The organism is Frankia sp. Allo2 (assembly GCF_000733325.1).
GTDB classification, from domain to species: Bacteria; Actinomycetota; Actinomycetes; order Frankiales; family Frankiaceae; genus Frankia; species Frankia casuarinae.
Map to the genome: position 1 here is coordinate 41,612 of NZ_JPHT01000021.1, position 20,057 is coordinate 61,668.

A 20,057-nucleotide genomic window follows, 5' to 3' on the forward strand; every position below is an offset into this window, starting at 1 on the left:
TTAGGCGATGCAAGGGTTCCCGGGGCTCTTTTCCGCTCGGCGTTCGACTCGGCGTTCGACACATCACCTCCGGCAACAGGACCACTAGGTGGCGGGCGGCCCGGTGTGGGAAACGGGAAAGTGTGGCGGGTTAGCAATGGCGGAGACTGTGGACCGTGACTAACCCTCTACAGTTCGGGCGCCGGGCGCCGGGGCGCCGGGGCGTGGCGGGTCGTCGACGGCCGCGGCCCGCATGCGGTCCACCACCAGTGTGGCGATCGCGGCGGCGACCGAAACGAGACCTCCGATGTAGAACCCGGCGCGGGCGCCACGGTGCTCGGTGAGCCAGCCGACGAACAGGGCACCTAGCGGCGTCGATCCCTGCAGGATCAGGGTATAGATCGCCATCACCCGGCCTCGGTACTGCGGATCGCTGCCGAGCTGGATGCGGTGGTTCGCCGCCTGAGCGAAGTAGATCGTCGCGAAGCCGGTAGGGATCAGGAGCACGGCCGCCGTGGCATAGCTGGGCGCCCAGCCGGTCACCGTCTCCAGCAGGCCGAACGCGAGCGCGGATCCGATCACCATGCCGGCCGACGGGCGGGTGCGGCGGGCGGNCGTCACGAGGGCCGCGAGCAGCGATCCGGCGGCGAGCCCGCTGGTGAGCAGCCCGAAGGCCGCCGCGTCGGCATGAAATACCGTCCTGGCGAGCAGGGGCACGGTGAGCTGGAAGTTCAGGCCGAACAGCCCGATCGTCGCGACGAGTCCAAGCACGAGCACCAGGTCCTCCCGGCCGAGCACGTACCGCAGTCCGTCGACGACGCGGGTGGAGGTCGCCCGGCGCGCGTCGCGGTGCATCTCGGCCGGGCGCATCATCCGCAGACCCACCACCGTCGCGAGGTAGCTCACGGCGTTGAACATCATGACCGGGCCGGTACCGAAGCCGCCGATCAACGGGCCGGCGACGGCCGGGCCGGCGACCCGGGCGACGTTGAAGTACGCCGCGCTCAGCGCCGACGCGTTGGGGAGGAGTTCGGCGCCGACCAGCTCGCTCACGAATGCCATCCGGGTCGGCATCTCGACGGCGTTCACGAGACCGAGGCCCAGTGCGANCAGGCAGATGTGCCACAGCCGGACCGTGCCGGTTAACACCAGCAGCGACAGCGCCAGGGCGAGCAGTCCGGAGGCCAGGTTCGCGACGGTCAGTAGCCGGCGTTTGTCGTAGCGGTCCGCGAGCCTTCCGCCGTAGAGGGTCAGCAACAGCATCGGGGTGAACTGCAGGGCGGTCACGAGGCCCAGGGCTGTTCCCGAGTCGCCGCTCAGCGAAAGGACGAGCCAGTCCTGGGCCACGACCATCATCCAGGTTCCCGTCACGGACAACACCTGGCCACCCGCGAAGAGCCGGAAATTGTAGACGGACAAGGAACGGAAGGTGCCCTTGATGATGGTCTTCTCCTCGGGACGACGAAGTCATGAGGCGAACAGCGCGCCCGGCCCCACTGCCCACATCGACAATGATGGGGCGCGCGGCCGAGACTGTCCCCGTTCTCGTGTTCTCGCCGTTGGGACTGTTCTCACCATCGGTAGCGATTCTCACTGTCGGTAGCGATTCTCACCATCGGGAGCGCTGGGAAGATTCGCCCGGTCCCCGCCCACCGTGCGAGAAGCGACACTCACGGCGGCGCGGGCCGGTCAATGGTCAGATCGCGCGGCCCGGGTTGAGGATGCCGGCCGGGTCGAAGACCTGACGGAGCCGGAGTTGCAGGTCGTGGCTGCGTGAGCCGAGCTCCGTGGCGAGCCAGCGCCGTTTGAGCACCCCGACGCCGTGCTCGCCGGTCACCGTTCCGCCCAGGTCCAGCGCGGTGGCGAAGATCTGCTCGGCGGCGTGCCAGGCACGCTCGGGGATGGCGGGGTCGGCGGGGTCGACGGGGTCGACGGGGTCGACGGGGTCGACGGGGTCGACGGGGTCGACGGGGTCGACGGGGTCGACCACGATGATGGGATGCAGGTTGCCGTCGGCGGCGTGGGCCAGAGTGAAGATGTCCACGCCGGTGGCGGCGCCGATCTCGACGATGCGCGCGGCGGCCTGCGCCATCCGGCCGCGCGGCACGGCGATGTCCTCGATGAGCACCCGGCCGAGGCGCTCCAGCGCGGGTAGCGCCGAGCGGCGCGCGGCGAGCAGCGCCTCCGCCGTGGCCTCGTCCACCGACCGCCGGACCTTCCTCGCCCGCTCGGCGAGAATGCCCTCGACGGCATCGGCCTCCTCTCCCGCGCCCGACCCGTCGGTCTGGACGAGCAGGAAGACCTCGCCGGCGGAGGCAAGGTCGCTGCCGGTGGCGGCGTCGACGGCCCGCACCGTGCGGCCGTCGAGCAGTTCGGCCACGGCCACGACGATCCCGGCGACGCCAAGCGCGGTGACGGCCTCGGCGGCCTCGGCGAAGGTGTCGAAGAAGGCCGCCAGGGTGACCGTGGAGCGCGGCGCGGGCCGCAGCCGCACGGTGGCGCCGACGACCACCCCGAGAGTTCCCTCCGATCCGACGAACAACCCGGTCAGGTCGTAGCCGGCGACCCCCTTGACGGTTCGCCGCCCGGTGCTGATGCGCTCGCCGTCTGCGAGGACGACGTCCAGACCGAGCACCGACTCCCGGGTCACGCCGTACTTCGCACAGCTCAGGCCCCCGGCGTTCGTCGCGATGTTCCCGCCGATGGTGGAGATGGCCGCGCTCGCCGGATCCGGCGCGTAGCACAGGCCGACCTCGCGGGCCGCCCGATCGAGATCGGCGGTGATCACGCCAGGCTCGACGACCGCGACCGCGTCGGTGACCGACAGCTCGCGGATGCGGTTCATTCCGGACAGGTCGAGCACGACGCTGCCCGCCGAGGCCGCGGCTCCCCCGGCGAGGCCGGTACCGGCGCCGCGCACCGTCACCGCTACCCGCGCCGCGCTCGCCGCCCGCAGCACCGCCTGGACGTCGGTCACCTCGCGCGCGAACGCGACGCCGATCGGGCGGCCCGCGGGCTGCCAGCCGGACCGGTCCCACCGGTGGGCGTTGACGACGGCCGGATCGGTGCTCCACTGCCCGGCCGGCAGCGCGACCGCGAACCGCGCCGGGGTCATTGCGGACCCGTGGCGACGGGCCGGTCGGGGTCGGCCGACCAGGCCGACCAGGAACCCGGGTACAGGGCGGCGTCGATGCCGGCGACGGCGAGCGCGGCGATCTCGTGGGAGGCCGTCACTCCGGATCCGCAGTACNCCCCGACCGGCCGCGCCCGCCCGCCGGCCCCGTTCCCGTCGCCGCCGACGCCGACGTCGCCGCCGCCGACGACGCCGAGGGCCGCGAACCGGGCCCGCAGCTCGTCCCGGGGCAGGAACCGGCCACTCGCGTCGAGGTTCTCCCCCGTCGCGGCGCTCACCGCTCCCGGGATGTGGCCGGCGCGCGGGTCGATCGGTTCCACCTCGCCGCGATACCGCTCGGCCGCACGGGCGTCGAGGAGGACACCCTCGCGGGCCACCCGGGCGGCGCCGTCCGCGTCGAGCACCGGCAGCTGACCGGCGTGCAGGACGATGTCGCCGGGCGCCGAGATGATCTCGCCGGTCTCGAGCGGGAACCCGGCCTCCTGCCAGGCCGCGAGTGCCCCGTCGAGGATGCGGACGTCGGCGACGCCCGCCCAGCGCAGCAGCCACCAGGCCCGGGCGGCGGACAGCCCGCCGACCGCGTCGTAGACCACGACCGCACGCCCGGCGGTCAGCCCCCAGCGCCGGGCGGCCTGCTGGAGGTTGACGAGCTCGGGCAACGGATGCCGCCCGGCGGTCCCGCCCGGTGCGGCGGCGAGCTCGGTGTCCAGGTCGACGTAGACCGCGCCCGGCAGGTGGCCCTCGCGGTAGTGGTCGTGCCCGTGGGGGTCACCCAGGGCCCAGCGGACGTCGAGCAGCAGCGGCGGGCCGGGCGAGAGCAGCTCGTCGTGCAGACGTCTCACGTTGACGAGGACCTCCCCGAGCGCCACGCCGGCACGTGTCCTGCCGGCATCCGGGGCCACGTCGGCATAGGGGACCACGCCGGCATAGGGGACCACGCCGGCAGGTGCCGAGGCCAGCAGGGCGGCGAGGTCGGCCTGGTCGAATCCGCCCGGCGGCGTGCCGGTGCGCGCCGCGGTGGCGATCCGCCGCTGCACCCCGGCGTTGACCGGTGCCGCCAGCCCGTGCAGGCGGGCCAGCAGCACGATCTCGCCGTTGAGGAAGTCCGACTCGACCGACCCGCCACGCGCCAGGCTCTGCCAGGTGGAGCTGCCCTCCCGGGAGAAGCCGGGGATCTCGTGCGGAACGAGGCCGGACAGGTCGAGCCCGTCGTCCGGACAGACGCCGGCGGTCTCCACGCCGGCCGCGGCGAACACCCGCCGCGCCTCCTCGACCAGCACGGCAGCCGCCGCGTCGCGCAGCTCGCTCGGAGCGTAGATCGCGTCGAGGTTGTAGGCCAGATTGCCCAGCAGCTTGCCGGCCTTGCGTCGGTCGATGTCCGCGACGACCGCGACGGCGAACGAGGCTCGGCGCAGGTCGGCCGCGACAGCCTCGGCGGTCGGGTCGTCAACGGCGCCGCGAGGGGCGCGGCCCAGGTAGAAGGCCGCCGCGAGCGGGGCCGCCGGGGACACGACCTCGCCGGGTCGCACGTGCGAGGAGGGGCTGAGGACGACCGCGTCGATCACCGTGGCGAACCGGCGCAACGCCGTACGGGCGTTCTCGATCCCGTTCTGAAGCAGCACGACGGGCAGCGCCTCCGCCGCCGTGCGCCGCGTGCCGTCAACGTCAACCGGCCGCCATGCCCACTGCGCGAGCAGCGCCTCGGAGTCCTGCGACTTGGTGGCGAGGACGAGCACGTCGTCACCACGCAGGTCGACCTCGTCCGGGCCGCCGACGACGTCGAGGGGGATCCGCCGCTCGTCGGGCTCACCGCCGGGCGTGGCCGGCGGTCGGATGTAGCGCAGCCCGCCCGCCCGCAGCGCCGCGAGGTTCGCGCCCCGGGCCACGACGACGACGTCGATCCCGGCGAGCCGCAGCTCCACGGCGACGGTCGCGCCGACGGCCCCGGCTCCGATGACGATGTACCTGCGACTCACCGTGCGTGCGTACCCGCGACTCACCGTGCGTGCGTACCTGCGACTCATCGTGCGTCCTTTCCTTGGGCGGCGGCGAGTGCGGCCGCGAACCGTTGCCCGGGAATCGCGCCGAGCAGCTCGCGGGTGTGGTCCTGCGTCGGCGCGGTGAGGACGTCGGCCGCCGGAGCACTCTCGACGATGCGGCCGGCGCGCAGCACCGCGACCTCGTGGGCGAGCTGGGCCACGACGGCGAGATCGTGGGAAATGAAGAAGTAGGCGACCCCGAGCTCCTGCTGCAGCCGCAGGAGCAGGGTCAGGATCTGGTCCTGCACCGACACGTCGAGCGCCGAGACGGGTTCGTCGAGGAAGACCAGCTCGGGTTCGATCGCGAGTGCCCGGGCGATCGCGACCCGCTGGCGCTGGCCGCCGGAGAGCTCGATCGGCCGGCGGCCGCGGAACGCGGCGGGCAGGGCGACCTGATCGAGCAGCTCGCGCACCCGGGCGGCGCGGCTGGCCCGGTCGCCGACGCGGAAGGAGAGCAGCGGCTCGGCGATGCTCTCCCCGACGGTGAACCGCGGGTCCAGTGAGGAGAACGGGTTCTGGTGGACAAGCTGGAACCGCCGCCGCAGCGGCCGCAGCTGCGACCAGCCGGCGGAGGTGATGTCCTGCCCGTCGAGGTGGATCCGGCCGCTGGTCGGCTTCTCCAGGCCCATCGCGATGCGCGGCGCGGTGGTCTTGCCCGACCCGGACTCGCCGAGGAGGCCCAGGGTCTGGCCCGCCCGCACCGACAGGGACACCTCGTCCAGCGCCCGGAAGACCCGCTCCCCGCCCCGGGTCCGGGGCAGCCGGAAGTCCTTCGTGATCCCCTCTAGCCGCAGCAGCTCGGGAGCCGGGGGCGCCTCGGGGAAGCGCGGGACGAGGCCGCCGGTGGACGACAACGCCGGCGCCACCTCGATGAGGTGGCGGGTGTAAGGGTCGCGCGGGGTGCGCAGGATCGACGCCGGTGCCCCGCGTTCGACGACCCGGCCGCGCCGCATCACGACGACCCGGTCGGCCTGGTCGGCCGCGACCCCGAGGTCGTGGGTGATGATGAGCAGCGAGGTGCCGGACTCGGCAACCAGGCGGCCGAGATGGTCGGGGATCCGCCGCTGCACGGTGACGTCGAGCGCGCTCGTCGGTTCGTCGGCGACGATGAGGCGCGGATGCGCGGCGATCGCGATCGCGATGAGGACCCGTTGCCGCATGCCGCCGGAGAGCTGGTTCGGGTACTGCCGGGCCCGCAGGACCGGGTTGTCGAGCCCGGCCCGGTCGAGCGCCTCGACCACCTCGGCGGAGACGAGCCGCTTGTCAACGCCGCTGCGGCGCACGGCCTCGGCCACCTGCCCGCCGATCCGCATCGTCGGGTTGAGCCCGACCATCGGGTCCTGCGGGACCAGTCCGATCACCGTGCCGCGGATCGTCCGCAGCACCCGCTCGGACGCGCCGGTCACGCCGGTGCCCGCGACGGACAGCCCGGTGAGCTCCACGATGTTCCGGCCCGCCACGGCGTCCGCCTTCGTGCTCACCGTGCTCACGGCATTCACGCGCTCACCGTGTTCACCATGTTCACCGCTGCACCTCTTCGATCGTGCGGGCAATGTGGTTGAGGCTGAACACGACCAGCCCGACGAACAGACCCGGCAGCAGCGACAGCCAGGGGCTGGTGATAAGGAAGTTGCGCCCGTTCGAGATGAGTGTCCCCCATTCTGCCGCCGGTGGCGGGGCACCGAAGCCCAGGAAGCTGAGCGAGGAGATGACGAGCACGGCCGTCCCGAAGTCGAGGACCGCGAGCACCGCCACCGGACCCCACGAGTTGGGCAGGATGTGTTTCCACAGCACCCGACCCCAGGATGCGCCCCCGGTGCGGGCGGCCTCGACGTAGGCCTGGCCCTTGACCTGGAACACCTGGGCCCGGCTGGTCCGCGCGAACTGCGGCACGAGGGCCACCGCCACCGCGACCGCCATCGGCACCAGGCCGAACCCGAGGGCGGTGACGATCGCGAGCGCCAGCAGCAGCGGGATCGCGAGCAGAACGTCCACCACGCGCATGAGGAACACGTCGATCCAGCCGCCGAAGAATCCGGCGAGGACACCGATCGCGAGACCGACGACGACCGCGATGAGCACGGACGCCCCGGTTGCCCGGACCGTCATGGCGGAGCCGTGGATGACCCGGGTGAACAGGTCCCGGCCGAGTTCGTCGGTGCCGAACAGGTGGTGGAGGCTCGGGCCGCGCAGCTTCTCGGTGGGCGAGGTCGCGATTCCTGGCGAGGATGTTCTCGGGCATCAGTTCCTGCCTAGTTGACCCGGGGCGTCCACGCGACGCGTGGGTCGAGAAGCGAGTAGAGCAGGTCGACGAGCAGGTTGACGGTGACGAACAGGGCCGCGGCGATCAGGACGATCGCCTGCACGACAGGCACGTCCTGGCTGAGGACCGACTGCTGGGCCAGGAGCCCGATGCCGCTGCGGGAGAAGACGGTCTCGACGACCACGGCGTTCGCCACCATGTGGCCGACGAGGACGCCGAACAGGGTCAGCGCGGGCAGCACCAGGCTGCGCCACCCGTCCGTGCCCGTGGCCGGGAACCAGCCGAGGGAGAAGGCGAAGATCTGGATGAGCAGCAGCCCCACGAAGAAGGGCGGCAGCGAGATGGCGACGGCGGGCAGCCGGGGCAGCAGCGCCCGCGCCGGCCCCCACTGGAGGTAGCTGGCGAGGTAGGCGACCGTGACGCCGAGCACCGCCATGAGCACGACGGCGACCGCCGCGAGGGCGAGGGTCGTGGGCAGCTTGTCGGCGAGCAGCGCGCCGACGGTCGTGTTCTGGGTGAGCGAGAGGCCGAAGTCGAGGTGCAGCGCGTCCCAGAGGGGGCGAAAGTACTGCCCGGGCACGGGATCGTCAAGGCCGACGCGGACGCTGTCCTCGGCGATGTAGGTGACGTCGATGCCGTCGAGGTGGGCGGCGCCCTTGAAGGCGACCTTCNCCGTGGTGGGGTCGACGACCGTCGTCGCCTTGTAGTTCGCCAGGTAGCTCAGGCCCAGCGTCGACTTGGCGCCGAGCGCGTGCAACCCGTCAAAGGCCGTCTTCACCGCAGCCGCGTCGAGCGTGGTGCCGTCGCTGAAGGTCACACCTTTACGCAGCGAGAACGTGTACTCGCTGGCGTCGGGGCTCACCGTCNAGCTGTTGGCCAGCCAGGGAACGATCTTCCCGGTGCTGGGATCCTGATCGGTCAGTGAGTCGGCGATGTTCCGGTCGAGGCTGCGCGTCTCTATCCAGTACACCTGGTTGGGGTCGACGCAGTTCTGGAGGTCCGACCAGAAGGCGATCTTCAGCCGCCCGCCGGGGACGGGGGTCCCGCCCGACGCCGTGCTGCCGCCGCCGTTCCCGCAGGCCGCGAGCGTGACGGTCGTGAGGACGGAGACGGCCGCTGCGGCCAGCCTTCGCGTCGTTCGGTGCCGGTGCGGGGTAGTCGGGGTAGTCGGGGTAGTCGGGGTAGTCATGGTGATGGTGCTCCTGGAGGTGCTCCTGGAGGTGCTCCTGGAGGTGCTCCTGGACGAGACGACGAGGTCGGCGTCGATTCGGGTGGTGCGGGCGGGGCAGGGGACCGCACAGCGGGAGCTGCGGTGGCGAGGGTCCGGCGACCGGCGATCAGCAGCGCCGTGTCCTCCTGGGGGGATGGACGCGGACGCAGTGCACGTCGCGCAGGTGCCGTTCGAGCGGGTTGTGCCGCGTCAGGCCGGGGTTGCCGATGGCTGCGACGGCGGTCTGCACGGCGGTGATGGCGGCCCGGGCGACGAGGGGCTTCGCGAGCACCGCACGCTCCGCGGCGTCCGGCGCGCCCTCATCGAAGCGGCGGGCCACCCCGAAGGCGACCTCCTCGGCGGCGACGAGCTGCGCCTCGATCTCCCCGGCGATCGTCTGGATCCGCTCGGTGGTGGCGATCGGCCGGCCCAGCGACGTCGGAACGCGTTCGTTCGCGAAGCGCACGAAGAACTCCTGTGCGGCCCGCGCCGCCCCGACATACAGGGCGGTGGCGCCGATCGTGACGGCGGCCAGGCTCGTGTCGGCAGGCTGGGCGGAGCGGGGCACCCCCCGGAAGTTCCCGGTGGGGATCTCGACGTCGGTGTAGATCACGTCGTGGGTGCTGCTTGCCCGCAGCCCGAAGTGGTCCCAGGTGCGCACGATGCGGATTCCGGGGCTGTCAGCCGGCACGATCGCGTGTCCCAGCAACGGGTCGTCGTCCTCGGTCGCCGCCCATGCCAGGTGGTAGCTCAGGCCCTCCGAGCTCGTCGCGTAGCCTTTGTGCCCAGTCAGCACCCAACCGTCGGCGGTACGACGGATCTTCGTGGCGGGCAGTCCGCCGCGGACCGGGGCGCCCAGCTCCGGCTCGGCCCGGACGGCGTTGAGCAGGACCGGCCGGGTCAGCGAGTCGGCGATCATCGTCCGGTAAAGATCGTCGGGCCAGAAGGGATCGCGGGCCTGCCGCACGTGCTGGAAGACGGTCATCAGGGAGCGCAGCGCCGTCGGGAGCGCAGCGCCGTCGGGCCGGGCGGCGAGGACCGCGTCAACAGCAGCGACAGCAGGAGGATGCGAGGATCCCGAAGTCGACGACTCGCCGCCGCGTCAGCACGCACCGGCCGAGCGGGTCCCGCGCCCGACGGCAGGCCCCGGCCCGGGCCGTGACCAGCCCGTACGCCATGACCAGCCCATACTCGGATGCGCTCGACCTGCCGACCATGTTCCTGAGAGTGGTGCCTTTTCCAACCGATGTCCAACGCGGATTCGTGATCAAACTAATCACGAAACGTAATCAATTCGTGTTATAGTGCGCCCGTGTCCCCCGTGCTCGATGTAACGGCTTTGCGAAGTTTCGTCACCATTGCCGACTGCGGGGGCTTCCGCCGCGCCGCGCACCTGCTGTGTATCTCGCAGTCCGCCGTGAGCCAGCATGTCCGCCGGTTGGAGAAGGCGATCGGCCGCCCGCTGGTCGAGCCGGACGGTCGCGCCACCCGGTTCACTCCGGATGGTGAGCTGCTCCTGACCGCGGCCCGGCGGATCCTCGCCCTGCACGACGGCGCGCTCGAGCAGCTGGGGGTCGGCCGGCGGGAGGGCGGCGCGCCCGCGGAGCTTCGGACGATCACCGTCGGGGCGACCGAGCACGCCGCCGACCATCTGCTGCCGTTGTGGATGTCCACCCTGACCACCGGTTTTCCCGAGGCTCAGATCCGGTTCCGCCTCGACCGGGGAGCCCGGCTCACCGAGGCCCTCGACCAGGGTGCCGTCGACGTCGCCGTGCTCCTGGGAACGGCACGGGGCGCGGTGGCCCGCCCCGCCGGCTGCCTTCCCCTCGCCTGGTACGCCGCCGCCGGCTGGACTCCTCCGCCGCCGGACCGGCCGCTGCCCCTCGTGGCGATCAACGATCCCTGCACCATTCGCAGCCAGGCGTTGAGCACCCTGGCGCGGGTCGGGCGCACGGCATGGGTGGTCGGTGAGGCAGGCCATCTCGCCGGTGTGCTGCACGCCGCCCGCGCCGGGGTCGGGGTGGCTCTGCTCGCCGACGTCGGGCCGGTTCCCCCGGGGCTCGAACGGCGCCACGACCTGCCCGCCGTTGCGCCCGAACCCCTGCACGTGCGCGTGCGTCGCGGAGCGCCACCGCGGCTGGGCCAGCTGGTCGGTGACGCCGTCGAGGCCGCCCTGGCCTGAGCTCCGGCCCGGCATGACAGCGCTCCGGCCCGGCATGACAGCGGGTGGTTTCGGGCATGCCGAACATGGAGGTGGTCCGGATGACGGATGCGCTGTCGACGTTGGGCCCGCCGGCAGGCGTCACACAGCCGGACACAGTAGTGACGGATCTCCTCGAGATCCTGCGCCGGCATCTGCGGATGGACGTCGCGGGGCTGGCCCGGATCGACGGGGATCTGCTTGTCCTGCAGGTTCTCAGCGGGGACGCACGGGGGTTCAGGTTGGCGCCGGGTTCGACGATCCGCCGCGAGCATGCCCTGCTCGGGCGGGTGCTGTCCGGCGAGATACCGGAGATCGTCGCGGACACGCGCACCGATCCGCGCACCGCGGACGCGGGCGTCGTCCGCGAGTTGGGCGTCGGCGCGTACGCCGCGGCGCCGGTCGCCGACAACGACGGCGAGGTGTACGGCATAGTCGGCTGCCTCGCCCACGACGCGCTCCCCCACCCACGCGACCGCGACGTGCACTTCCTGCACCTGTTGGCGGCCTTCCTGAGCGACGCGGTCCTCGACCTGCACCGCCTGTGGGAACAGCGACGCCGCATCTGGCAGGAGGTGAGCGACCTCATCGACGCGGGCGGCCCAAAGATGATCTTCCAGCCGATCTTCAGGCTCACGGACGAGCGGATCGTCGGGGTCGAGGCGCTGTCCCGCTTCCCCCACACGACCGGCGATGCGCAGCAGTGGTACAACGACGCCGCAACCGTCGGCCTGAGCATCGAACTGGAACTCATGGCGATCCGCCACGCGCTGACCGTCCTGCCGACGCTCCCGTCCGACCTCACCCTCGCCGTCAACGCCTCGCCGTCCACCATCACCTCCGGCCTGGTCGACATCCTTCCCGACCGGGGGGCCGATCGCCTCATCGTGGAGATCACCGAGCACGAGCACATCGGCGACGACTCGGAGCTGCTGGTCGCCGTCGGCGTGCTGCGCCGCCGCGGGGTCCGCATCGCGATCGACGACGTCGGCACCGGCTACGCGGGCCTGGAACAGCTCATCCACCTGCGCCCGGAGATCATCAAACTGGATCGGGTCCTCACCCACGGGATCGACACCGATCCGGCCAGGCGCGCCATCGCGACGGGACTGGTGCAGGTCGCCGGCGAGATCGGCGGCTGCGTCATCGCCGAGGGCATCGAAACCCCGATGGAGCTCGACACGGCGATGGCGGCCGGGATCCCCTACGGCCAAGGCTACCTGCTCGGCCATCCCACCACGACCGCCGGGGCCGCCTGGGTGGAGCACTCCGCGCACCGGCCGACGGCCGCCGAACCGGAACCGGTGCCGGCCACCTCCTCCCGGCGGCTCGGCTGAGCCCGTGGCGGCTACCGGCTGGCCCCACAGCCGCAGCGCCAGCACGAGGTACCAGCCGGGGTGACGCCAAGGTGACAGTGTGGCTACCCGGCGGTTGCGCAGGCCATACGCTCACCAGCCATGACCGCGGTGGCTACGGGGGTACGGCGCCGGGCGGCGACCCCGCCGGGCCGGCTGCGCCTGCTGTCCGTGCTCGTGGTCCTCGCGCTCGTCGCACTGTGGGTCNCCGCCCTCGGCGCCACGCAGACCCGCCGGCACGCGATCGACACCCTGACCAAGGACAGCGGCGCGTCCTTCATCGCCGCCCAGAGCCTGCGCGCCGAGCTCTGGGCGGCGGACGCCACGGCGGCCCGTGCCTTCCTCGCCGGCGGCGTCGAACCACCGGGGCAGCGTGCCGCCTACGCGCGCAGCATCGCCGCGGCGGGCGACCGCGTCGTCGATCTCGCCCGCGCCGGTGGTCCGCGCCAGCCCCTGGCCGTGCTCTGCGCGCAACTGCCCGTCTACACCGGCCTGGTCGAACGGGCCCGGGCGAACAACCGGCTCGGCCTCGCCGTCGGCGGGGCCTACCTGCGGCAGGCGTCCGCGCTGATGCGGGACACCATCCTGCCCGCCGCCGACGCGCTGGCCACCGCCGACGCCACCGACATCGACCACGGCTACCGGCGGGCGAGCTCCTGGCACCAGGTGTTCCTGGTCGGCGCCGTCGGCGCCGCGACGCTCGCCGGGCTCGTCGCGCTGCAGGTGCGGCTGTTCCGGCGCACCCACCGGATCCTCAATCTGCCGCTGCTCGCCGCCACGGCGCTCACCGCGATCATCCTCGGGTTGACGCTGACCGCGTTCGGCGTGGAACGTGGCCGTCTCGTCGAAAGCCGGGACCACGGGTACGTCCCGATGACGCTGACCGCGCAGGCCCGGGTGCTGGCATTACGGGCATGGGGTGACGAAAGCCTGTCGCTGGTCGCCCACGGCAACGGCGTGGAACTCGACGAGGACGCCCGCGCCGCGGCCGCCCGACTGGGCTACGACGACAGGGGGCGCCGGAGCGGGACCGGGGTTCTGCCGGCGACGGTGGCCCTGCGCGGCCCGGACGGCCCGGCCCGCGCCGCCCTGGAACCGGCCTGGCGCGGATACCAGGCGACAAGCCTGCGGGTCGGTAACCTGGTGTCCGATGTCGGCGGGTTCCAGCAGGCGGTGGCCGTGGCGCTCGGCGAGGGCACGACCTCCTTCACCCGGTTCGACGACGCCTCGGAAGCGGTGTTCACGACCAGCCGTACCCGCTTCGAAGCGCGCCTGTCCGCCGCCGGCGAGGCGCTGAACCGCCTGCCGCTCGGCGCCACCGTGGCGCTCGGGCTCGCCGCGGCCCTGGCCTTCGTCGGCATCCAGCTGAGAATCAACGACTACCGGTGAGCCGATGATGATCATCCGGGTCGCGACGGCGCGAGCGGTGACGGTACTGATTACCGTCGCCCTGGCGGTCGGCGTCACCGCCTGCGGCACGGTCGACAGTCCGCTGCCGGCCCAGGCCCGACCCCTGGCCCCCGCGACGCCGACGCCCCCGCGGCCCGCCGCCCTCACGCCTGCCGCCCTCACGCCTGCCGCCGCGGCCGTGACGCCGACACCCACCTGCGACGATCCGCAGGCCAGCTGGCGCCCGCCGGGCCGGCTGCCCTCGCCGGGCGCGATGCCCACGGGCACCGTCCTGGAGACGATCGAACGCCGCGGCTACCTCATCGCCGGGGTGCTGGCCGACGTCCCGCCCTTCGGGTCGATCAGCCCGTTCACCGGCCAGTTCGAGGGCTTCGACGTGGAGATCGCCAACCTGGTCGGCCGGAGGATCTTCGGCGCGGACGGACACGTGCGGTTCCGCGCGGTCACCTACGCCGAGCGCATCCCGGTCCTGCGCGACGGCGCCGTCGACGTCGTCGTGGCGACCATGACGACGAACTGCGAGCGGCGCGCGCTGGTGGACTTCTCCGCCGTCTACTACAACGAGACGCAACGGGTCCTGGTCCCCCGCGACTCGCCGTACCAGGGGATGGACGATCTCGGTGGGCGACGGGTCTGCACGGCGGCCGGCGCGGCGGCCGGCGCGGCGGCGACCATCCGGCGGGCACCGTCGCGCCCGGTGCTGCGCACCGTGCCGAACATCGCCGACTGCCTCGTGCTGCTCCAGGCCGGGGAGGTCGACGCCGTCATGACCACCACGGCCATCCTCAACGGGATGGCCGCCCAGGACCCGCGGCTGTACGTTGTCGGACCGGCCCTGTCGGACGAGCCGGACGCGGTCGCCGTCAGCCTCGACCATCCGGAACTGACCCGCTTCGTCAACGGCGTGCTGGCCCGCGCGATCGCCGACGGCACCTGGAAACGGCTGGCCCGGCGGTGGCTGTCGGCACCGTTCGCCCCGCCGCCGACGCCACCGGTCGCCCGCTACCGGGACTGACCGATGATGATCTCTCGGTGGGAGATGGACGCGGTCCTGACCCGGCTGCGTTCGGGGGGCGCTCCCCCTCGCCCACCCCTCACCTCAACCCCGATCTCAACCACGATCTCAACCACGATCTCAACCGAGGAGCGTGCGTGAACGCGGTCATCCCCTGCCCGGAGCCGGACTGCGGCGGCGTCGTCGAGGACGGGTCGCGGACCGCACCGAGCCGGCTGGGCGCGGGTCTGGTCGAGGTGCCCGAGCCCGACGTGCCCGAGCCCGACGTGCCGGACCCGGCGTCGATGCTGCTGGCGGACCCGCAGATCCCGGAACGGCGGCGGGCCTGTGCCGGGTGCGGCGCGCCGGTGGGACGCGCCCGGGGCCGCCGGCCCGCGCGTCCCGAGGGCTTCTGCCCGGGATGCGGCCAGCCGTTCTCGTTCCGTCCCACGCTGCACGCCGGTGACCGCGTCGGGCCGTACGAGATCGCGGGGGCCCTCGCGCACGGCGGCCAGGGCTGGATCTACCTCGCCCGGGACCCGAGCGTCGCGGAGGGCTCCTGGGTCGTGCTCAAGGGCCTGCTCGACTCCGGCGACCGCGAGGCACAGGCCGCGGCCATCGCCGAGCGCCGGTTCCTGGCCTCCGTCGACCATCCGGCGATCGTGCGGATCTTCACCTTCGTCGAGCATGCCGGCACGAGCTACATCGTGATGGAGTACATCGGCGGCACCTCGCTGCGGGAGGTGCTGTGCCGGCGTCGGGCCGACGCCGGCCGGCCCGACCCGCTGCCGGTCACCCAGGCCGTCGCCTACCTCCTCGCGGCGCTGCCCGCCTTCGCCTACCTGCACCGAAACGGCCTGGTGTTCGGCGACTTCACACCCGACAACGTGATGCTCGGCCGGGAGACACCGCGCCTGATCGACCTCGACGCGATCCGTCGCATCGACGACGGCGCAGTAGCCGGAGCCGGCTGCGGCACCCTCGGCTACCAGGCACCCGAGGTGCCCACCACCGGCCCCTCGGTCGCCTCCGACCTGTTCGCCGTGGGACGCACTCTCGCGACCCTCATCCTGGACTTCCGCGGTAACACCTCGACCTACCTGCACACGATGCCACCGGCGGCGGACCATCCCGTCCTCGCCCGGCACGAGTCGCTGTACCGGTTCCTGCTCAAGGCGACCGCGCCCGATCCCGACCGCCGCTTCACCGGCGCCGAGGAGATGCACGACGAACTGCTGGGGGTGCTGCGGGAGATCGTCGCGGCCGAACGCGGGACACCGGCCCCGGCGCCGGCGCCGAGCCGGCGGTTCACCGGCGACCTCCACCCCACCGGCGAAGGTGGCCTCACCGGCGAAGGTGGCCTCACCGGCGAAGGTGGCCTCACCGGCGAAGGTGGCCTCACCGGCGAAGGTGGCCTCACCGCGCTGCCGCCGTGGTCGGTGCTGCCCCGGCTACGGGCCGACCCCGACGACCCGGCGGCGGACCCGCTCACCGCCCTGCCGGACCTCGCGCCCGAGCAGCTCGCCGAGCTGCTCGGTGCGATGGGAACCACCAGCGTCGGGGCGCGCCTGCACCTGGCCGACCTGCGGATGCGCCTGGGCCGGACCGCCGCCGCCCGCGAGATGCTCGCCGAGATCGAGGCGGAGGACCCCTTCGAGTGGCGGGTGGACTGGCAGCGCGGGCTGCTGGCACTCGCCGACGGCGACACCGCCGCGGCCCGCGGCGCGTTCGACCGGGTCTACGACGAGGTCCCGGGCGAGCTCGCGCCGAAGCTGGCGCTGGCGCGCACCGCGGAGGCCGCCGGCGACCTCCCCCGGGCGCAGCAGCTGTATGACCTGGTGTCGCGCACCGACGACGCGTTCACCGGCGCGGCGTTCGGGCTGGCGCGGGTGCGGATCGCCGCGGGCAACCGCGACGGTGCGGTGGCCGCCTACCGCCGGGTACCACCGGCCTCGGCCGCCCACGTCGACGCCCAGATCCGGCTGGCCCGGGTACTCGGCACGGTGACCGTGGCCGGCGTCCCCAACCGGGCCGGCATCATGGCCGCGTCGGACGTGCTGGCCGGCCTGGACCTCGACTCGGGCCGCCGGGCCGCTCTCACCCGGGATCTGCTGACCACCGCGCTCGACCTGGTGGCGGCCGGCACGCTCCCGGTGGACCCGGGCGTCACGGTCGCCGGTGCCGCACTGCGGGAAGCGGACCTGCGCTTCGGCCTGGAACGCGCCTACCGGGAGCTCGCCCGGCTGGCCGCGACCACCGACGAGCGGTACGCCCTCGTCGACCTCGCCAACCGTGTCCGCCCGCGGACCCTGGTATGAACGCCGGACAGCGGCCGGGACCGGCGTCGGGGCCACGGGACCCCGGCCTGGCGGACCCCGGCACGGCGGACCCCGGCACGGCGGACCCCGGCACGGCGGACCCCGGCACGGCGGGACGCTGCCCCGGCTGCGCGGCGCCGGTCCTTCCCGACGACCGGTTCTGCGAACGCTGCGGCGTGGCCCTGACGGCGGCCGGCCGCGAGCCCGGCGACCGGATCGATGTCGACCTGACGATCGCGGCCGGCGTGTCGGACCGCGGCCTCGTCCACCGGAGCAACGAGGACGGGTTCGCCCTCGCCGTCGTCGGCCCACCCGGGCCAGCCGGCCCGGCCTATCCAGCCGACCTGCCCGGCCCGGCCCGCCCGGCGGTCGTGGCGGTCGTGTGCGACGGGGNGTCGACGGCTCCCGGCTCGGGACCGGCCGCCGTGGCCGCTGCCCGGGACGCCACCGCCTTCCTGGCCGACGCCGTGGGCACGCCGAGGTCTCCCGAGCCGACGGGCGGCGGCGTCCCCTGGGAGAACGCCGCGCTGCGGGCGGCGGCCGCGGCCGCCCAGCGCAGCGCCGTCGCCTCGATCACCAGCCCCGACGACGCGCCGGCCTGCACGTTCGTCGCGGCGATCGTGACGGCGGACCGGCTCGCCGTCGGCTGGCTCGGGGACAGCAGAGCCTACCTACTCGGCCCGCGGGGCGCGCACCTGCTGACCGAGGACGACACGCTGGCGGCCGAGGCGGTGCGGGCCGGCCTGCTTCCGGCCGAGCTGGCCGAGACGGCGCCCGGCGCCCACACCATCACCCACTGGATCGGGACGGGCAGCGGGTCGGCGGTACCGCGCGTCGTCTCGCTGCCCCTCACCGGGCCGGGACGGGTGGTGCTGTGCAGCGACGGGCTGTGGAACTACGCCTCGGCCGCCACGGCCCTCGCCGGTCACGTCGGGCGCCTGCCGGCGGACGCGCCCGCCGCCGCGGTCGCCCACCATCTCGCCTCGGTGGCGCTGGCCGCCGGCGGCGCGGACAACATCACCGTGGTCGTCATCGACATATTCTGACTCAGCTCCAGAATTGCGAGGTCTAAACCGACGGAATCAAGTGGTTATGGCGACGCATGCTTTGCCGGCAAATCCTGGCTCGACCGGATCCCCAGGGACACCGGTCGAGCCAGGGGCGTCACCGATCAGGTCGTTGATCAGGTCGTTGATCAGGTCGCCGATTAAGGTCGTTGATTAAGGTTGTTGATCAGATGGAGAAGTCCTCGCCGTGCCACACACCGGCCTGGGGCGGGCGGATCGTGGGACGGGCTGCGACCCGCCCGTCGGCGCGGCCGTCGGTGTTCCCGGTGTTCCCGTCGAGCACCGCCTCCAGCTGGTCGACCNGGGTGAGCAGGGACTTCAGGCTGACGCCGACGAGGTCGGGGAGCACGTCGTCCTGACCGGGCAGGGCGGTGGCCGGCCGGGGACGGCTGGGGGTGATGACCTGGCCGGGGACGCCAACGACCACTGAGCCGGGCGGCACGGGCCGCACGACGACGGCGTTGGCCCCGATGCGGCTGTCCGAGCCGACGGTGATGTTGCCGAGAACCTTGGCGCCGGCACCGATGATCACTCGGTCGCCGATGGTGGGGTGCCGCTTGGTCGGTTCCAGGCTGGTGCCGCCGAGGGTGACCCCGTGGTAGATCGTGACGTCGGCGCCGACCTCGGCGGTCTCCCCGATGACCACGCCGGTGGCGTGGTCGATGAAGACGCCGGGGCCGAGCGTGGCGGCGGGGTGGATCTCGACCCCGGTGAGCATGCGGGTGAGCGTGGCAACCACGCGCCCGGGCAGCCGCAGGTCACGGGTCCACAGCCAGTGGCTGATCCGGTGGCCCCAGACGGCGTGCACGCCGGGATAGCACAGGGCGATCTCGAGGGTGGAGCGGGCGGCCGGATCCCGTTCCTTCACCGTGCGCAGGTCATGGCGCAGCGTCGAGAGCACAGCCGGTCACCCGAGCCCGGCGAACAACGGTGTGCTCAGGTAGCGCTCGCCGAAGTCCGGAAGCACGACGACGACCAGCTTCCCGGCGTTCTCCGGGCGGCGGGCTACCTGCAGCGCCGCCGACACCGCCGCGCCCGAGGAGATGCCCACCAGGAGTCCCTCCTCCTGGGCCAGCCGGCGGGCCAGGNCGAAGGNGNCCTCACCATCGACCTGGATGATCTCGTCGACGAGGCCGGTCTCCAGGACCGGCGGGACGAACCCGGCGCCGATGCCCTGGATCGGGTGCGGTCCCTTCACGCCGCCCGAGAGCACCGGCGATGCCGACGGCTCCACGGCGACGAACCGGGCCTCGGGCCTGCGCTCCTTGATGACCTGGGCGACGCCGGTGATGGTCCCGCCGGTGCCGACTCCGGCGACGAGCACGTCGATCTGCCCGTCGGTGTCGCGCCAGATCTCCTCGGCGGTCGTGGCGCGGTGGATCGCCGGGTTGGCCGGGTTCTCGAATTGCTGCGGGATGAGGTACCGTTCGTCGTTCTTCGCGAGCTCCTCCGCCTTCGCGATGGCGCCGGGCATGCCCTCGGCACCGGGGGTGAGCACGAGCTCCGCGCCGAGGGCCCGCAGCAGCATCCGCCGCTCGGTGCTCATCGTCTCAGGCATCGTCAGGACGCAGCGGTAGCCGCGGGCGGCGCACACCATGGCCAGGGCGATGCCGGTGTTCCCACTGGTGGGTTCGAGGATGACGGTGTCCGGCCCGATCAGCCCGGCCCGCTCCACGGCGTCGATCAGGGCCACACCGAGACGGTCCTTCACGCTGTGCGCCGGGTTGAAGGACTCCAGTTTGGCCACGACCTGGGCTCCCACTCCGTCCGTGACGCGACGCAATCGGACCAGCGGCGTGTTGCCGATCAGTTGCGTGATGTCTTCCGCGATCCTCATCGATGTTCTCCTCTGCCGGGCCCCGTGGTCATCCACTCTGCCAGGCCCGCACCTTCCCGACCTTCCTGACGACCTCGACGGGCCTGCTGGTTCGTCCACGGCCGGGAAAGTTAGGCCCACAGGTCCCCCGGGCCAACATCCGGAAGCCCCGGCCCGCCGGGTCGTCGTACCTGTACCGGCGTACCTGTACCGGCGCCTCAGGCCAGGCGCACAGTAGCCATCAACCCCCGGCAGCCATCAACCCCCCGGCAG

General features: G+C 73.0%; 14 protein-coding genes and 1 pseudogene. 6 read left to right on the forward strand and 9 right to left on the reverse strand.

Annotated elements, in window-relative coordinates; translation table 11 throughout:
• Nucleotides 1-159 precede the first annotated feature (159 nt).
• The 7 genes and pseudogenes from ALLO2_RS14705 to ALLO2_RS14735 all read right to left on the reverse strand — a co-directional run bounded on the left by ALLO2_RS14705 (nucleotide 160) and on the right by ALLO2_RS14735 (nucleotide 9,609).
• Nucleotides 160-1,398: an MFS transporter gene (locus tag ALLO2_RS14705; RefSeq protein ID WP_157493413.1), complete on the reverse strand. Its 1,239-nt coding sequence runs from the start codon at nucleotides 1,396-1,398 to the stop codon at nucleotides 160-162.
• Nucleotides 1,399-1,675: 277 nt separating this feature from the next.
• Nucleotides 1,676-3,094 (reverse strand): FAD-binding oxidoreductase, encoded by a 1,419-nt coding sequence (locus ALLO2_RS14710; RefSeq protein WP_023840270.1) that lies wholly within the window; start codon nucleotides 3,092-3,094, stop codon nucleotides 1,676-1,678.
• Nucleotides 3,091-5,136 carry a rhodanese-like domain-containing protein gene (locus tag ALLO2_RS14715; RefSeq protein WP_051875285.1) on the reverse strand — a complete coding sequence of 682 codons (2,046 nt, stop codon included), beginning with the start codon at nucleotides 5,134-5,136 and terminating at the stop codon, nucleotides 3,091-3,093. The genes ALLO2_RS14710 and ALLO2_RS14715 overlap by 4 nt, the downstream gene beginning before the upstream one ends.
• Nucleotides 5,133-6,650, reverse strand: a complete 1,518-nt coding sequence (locus tag ALLO2_RS14720) for an ABC transporter ATP-binding protein (protein WP_035732766.1) — start codon at nucleotides 6,648-6,650, stop codon at nucleotides 5,133-5,135. The genes ALLO2_RS14715 and ALLO2_RS14720 overlap by 4 nt, the downstream gene beginning before the upstream one ends.
• Before the next feature lie 22 nt (nucleotides 6,651-6,672).
• A pseudogene (locus ALLO2_RS14725) lies at nucleotides 6,673-7,383 on the reverse strand (ABC transporter permease); the annotation flags it as partial.
• A gap of 20 nt (nucleotides 7,384-7,403) precedes the next feature.
• Nucleotides 7,404-8,603, reverse strand: coding sequence for an ABC transporter substrate-binding protein (locus tag ALLO2_RS27325; protein WP_051875287.1), 1,200 nt, complete (start codon nucleotides 8,601-8,603; stop codon nucleotides 7,404-7,406).
• Nucleotides 8,604-8,751: 148 nt separating this feature from the next.
• Nucleotides 8,752-9,609 carry an acyl-CoA dehydrogenase family protein gene (locus tag ALLO2_RS14735; RefSeq protein WP_023840265.1) on the reverse strand — a complete coding sequence of 286 codons (858 nt, stop codon included), beginning with the start codon at nucleotides 9,607-9,609 and terminating at the stop codon, nucleotides 8,752-8,754.
• Between the two features lie 327 nt (nucleotides 9,610-9,936).
• On the opposite strand from ALLO2_RS14735, the gene ALLO2_RS14740 reads away from it, so the two are divergent.
• From ALLO2_RS14740 to ALLO2_RS14765, 6 genes are all read left to right on the forward strand, one after another.
• Nucleotides 9,937-10,806, forward strand: a complete 870-nt coding sequence (locus ALLO2_RS14740) for a LysR family transcriptional regulator (protein WP_011436832.1) — start codon at nucleotides 9,937-9,939, stop codon at nucleotides 10,804-10,806.
• A gap of 80 nt (nucleotides 10,807-10,886) precedes the next feature.
• On the forward strand, nucleotides 10,887-12,161 hold the full coding sequence (locus ALLO2_RS14745; protein ID WP_232235112.1) for an EAL domain-containing protein: 1,275 nt from the start codon (nucleotides 10,887-10,889) through the stop codon (nucleotides 12,159-12,161).
• 120 nt (nucleotides 12,162-12,281) lie between these two features.
• On the forward strand, nucleotides 12,282-13,568 hold the full coding sequence (locus tag ALLO2_RS14750; RefSeq protein ID WP_035732768.1) for a hypothetical protein: 1,287 nt from the start codon (nucleotides 12,282-12,284) through the stop codon (nucleotides 13,566-13,568).
• A 4-nt stretch (nucleotides 13,569-13,572) separates the two neighbouring features.
• Nucleotides 13,573-14,604: a glutamate ABC transporter substrate-binding protein gene (locus ALLO2_RS14755; RefSeq protein ID WP_011436835.1), complete on the forward strand. Its 1,032-nt coding sequence runs from the start codon at nucleotides 13,573-13,575 to the stop codon at nucleotides 14,602-14,604.
• A gap of 137 nt (nucleotides 14,605-14,741) precedes the next feature.
• Nucleotides 14,742-16,901, forward strand: coding sequence for a serine/threonine-protein kinase (locus ALLO2_RS14760; RefSeq protein WP_023840263.1), 2,160 nt, complete (start codon nucleotides 14,742-14,744; stop codon nucleotides 16,899-16,901).
• On the forward strand, nucleotides 16,898-17,947 hold the full coding sequence (locus tag ALLO2_RS14765; RefSeq protein WP_035732772.1) for a protein phosphatase 2C domain-containing protein: 1,050 nt from the start codon (nucleotides 16,898-16,900) through the stop codon (nucleotides 17,945-17,947). Before ALLO2_RS14760 ends, ALLO2_RS14765 begins: the two co-directional genes overlap by 4 nt.
• Before the next feature lie 187 nt (nucleotides 17,948-18,134).
• Here the strand turns inward: ALLO2_RS14765 and cysE are convergent, their stop codons facing one another.
• Together cysE and cysK are read right to left on the reverse strand one after the other, a co-directional pair.
• A complete protein-coding gene (cysE, locus tag ALLO2_RS14770) occupies nucleotides 18,135-18,869 on the reverse strand; it encodes a serine O-acetyltransferase (RefSeq protein ID WP_035732774.1) in 735 nt (244 codons plus the stop codon).
• Between the two features lie 6 nt (nucleotides 18,870-18,875).
• Entirely contained in the window at nucleotides 18,876-19,805 is a 930-nt protein-coding gene (cysK, locus tag ALLO2_RS14775) for a cysteine synthase A (RefSeq protein ID WP_035732776.1), read from the reverse strand.
• Nucleotides 19,806-20,057 lie beyond the last annotated feature (252 nt).

Bases quoted from the DNA above. Each gene is read 5' to 3' on its own strand.
- ALLO2_RS14745 (WP_232235112.1), top strand. From the start codon at position 10,887: ATGACGGATGCGCTGTCGACGTTGGGCCCGCCGGCAGGCGTCACACAG.
- ALLO2_RS14710 (WP_023840270.1), bottom strand. From the start codon at position 3,094: ATGACCCCGGCGCGGTTCGCGGTCGCGCTGCCGGCCGGGCAGTGGAGC.
- ALLO2_RS14755 (WP_011436835.1), top strand. From the start codon at position 13,573: ATGATGATCATCCGGGTCGCGACGGCGCGAGCGGTGACGGTACTGATT.
- ALLO2_RS14735 (WP_023840265.1), bottom strand. From the start codon at position 9,609: ATGACCGTCTTCCAGCACGTGCGGCAGGCCCGCGATCCCTTCTGGCCC.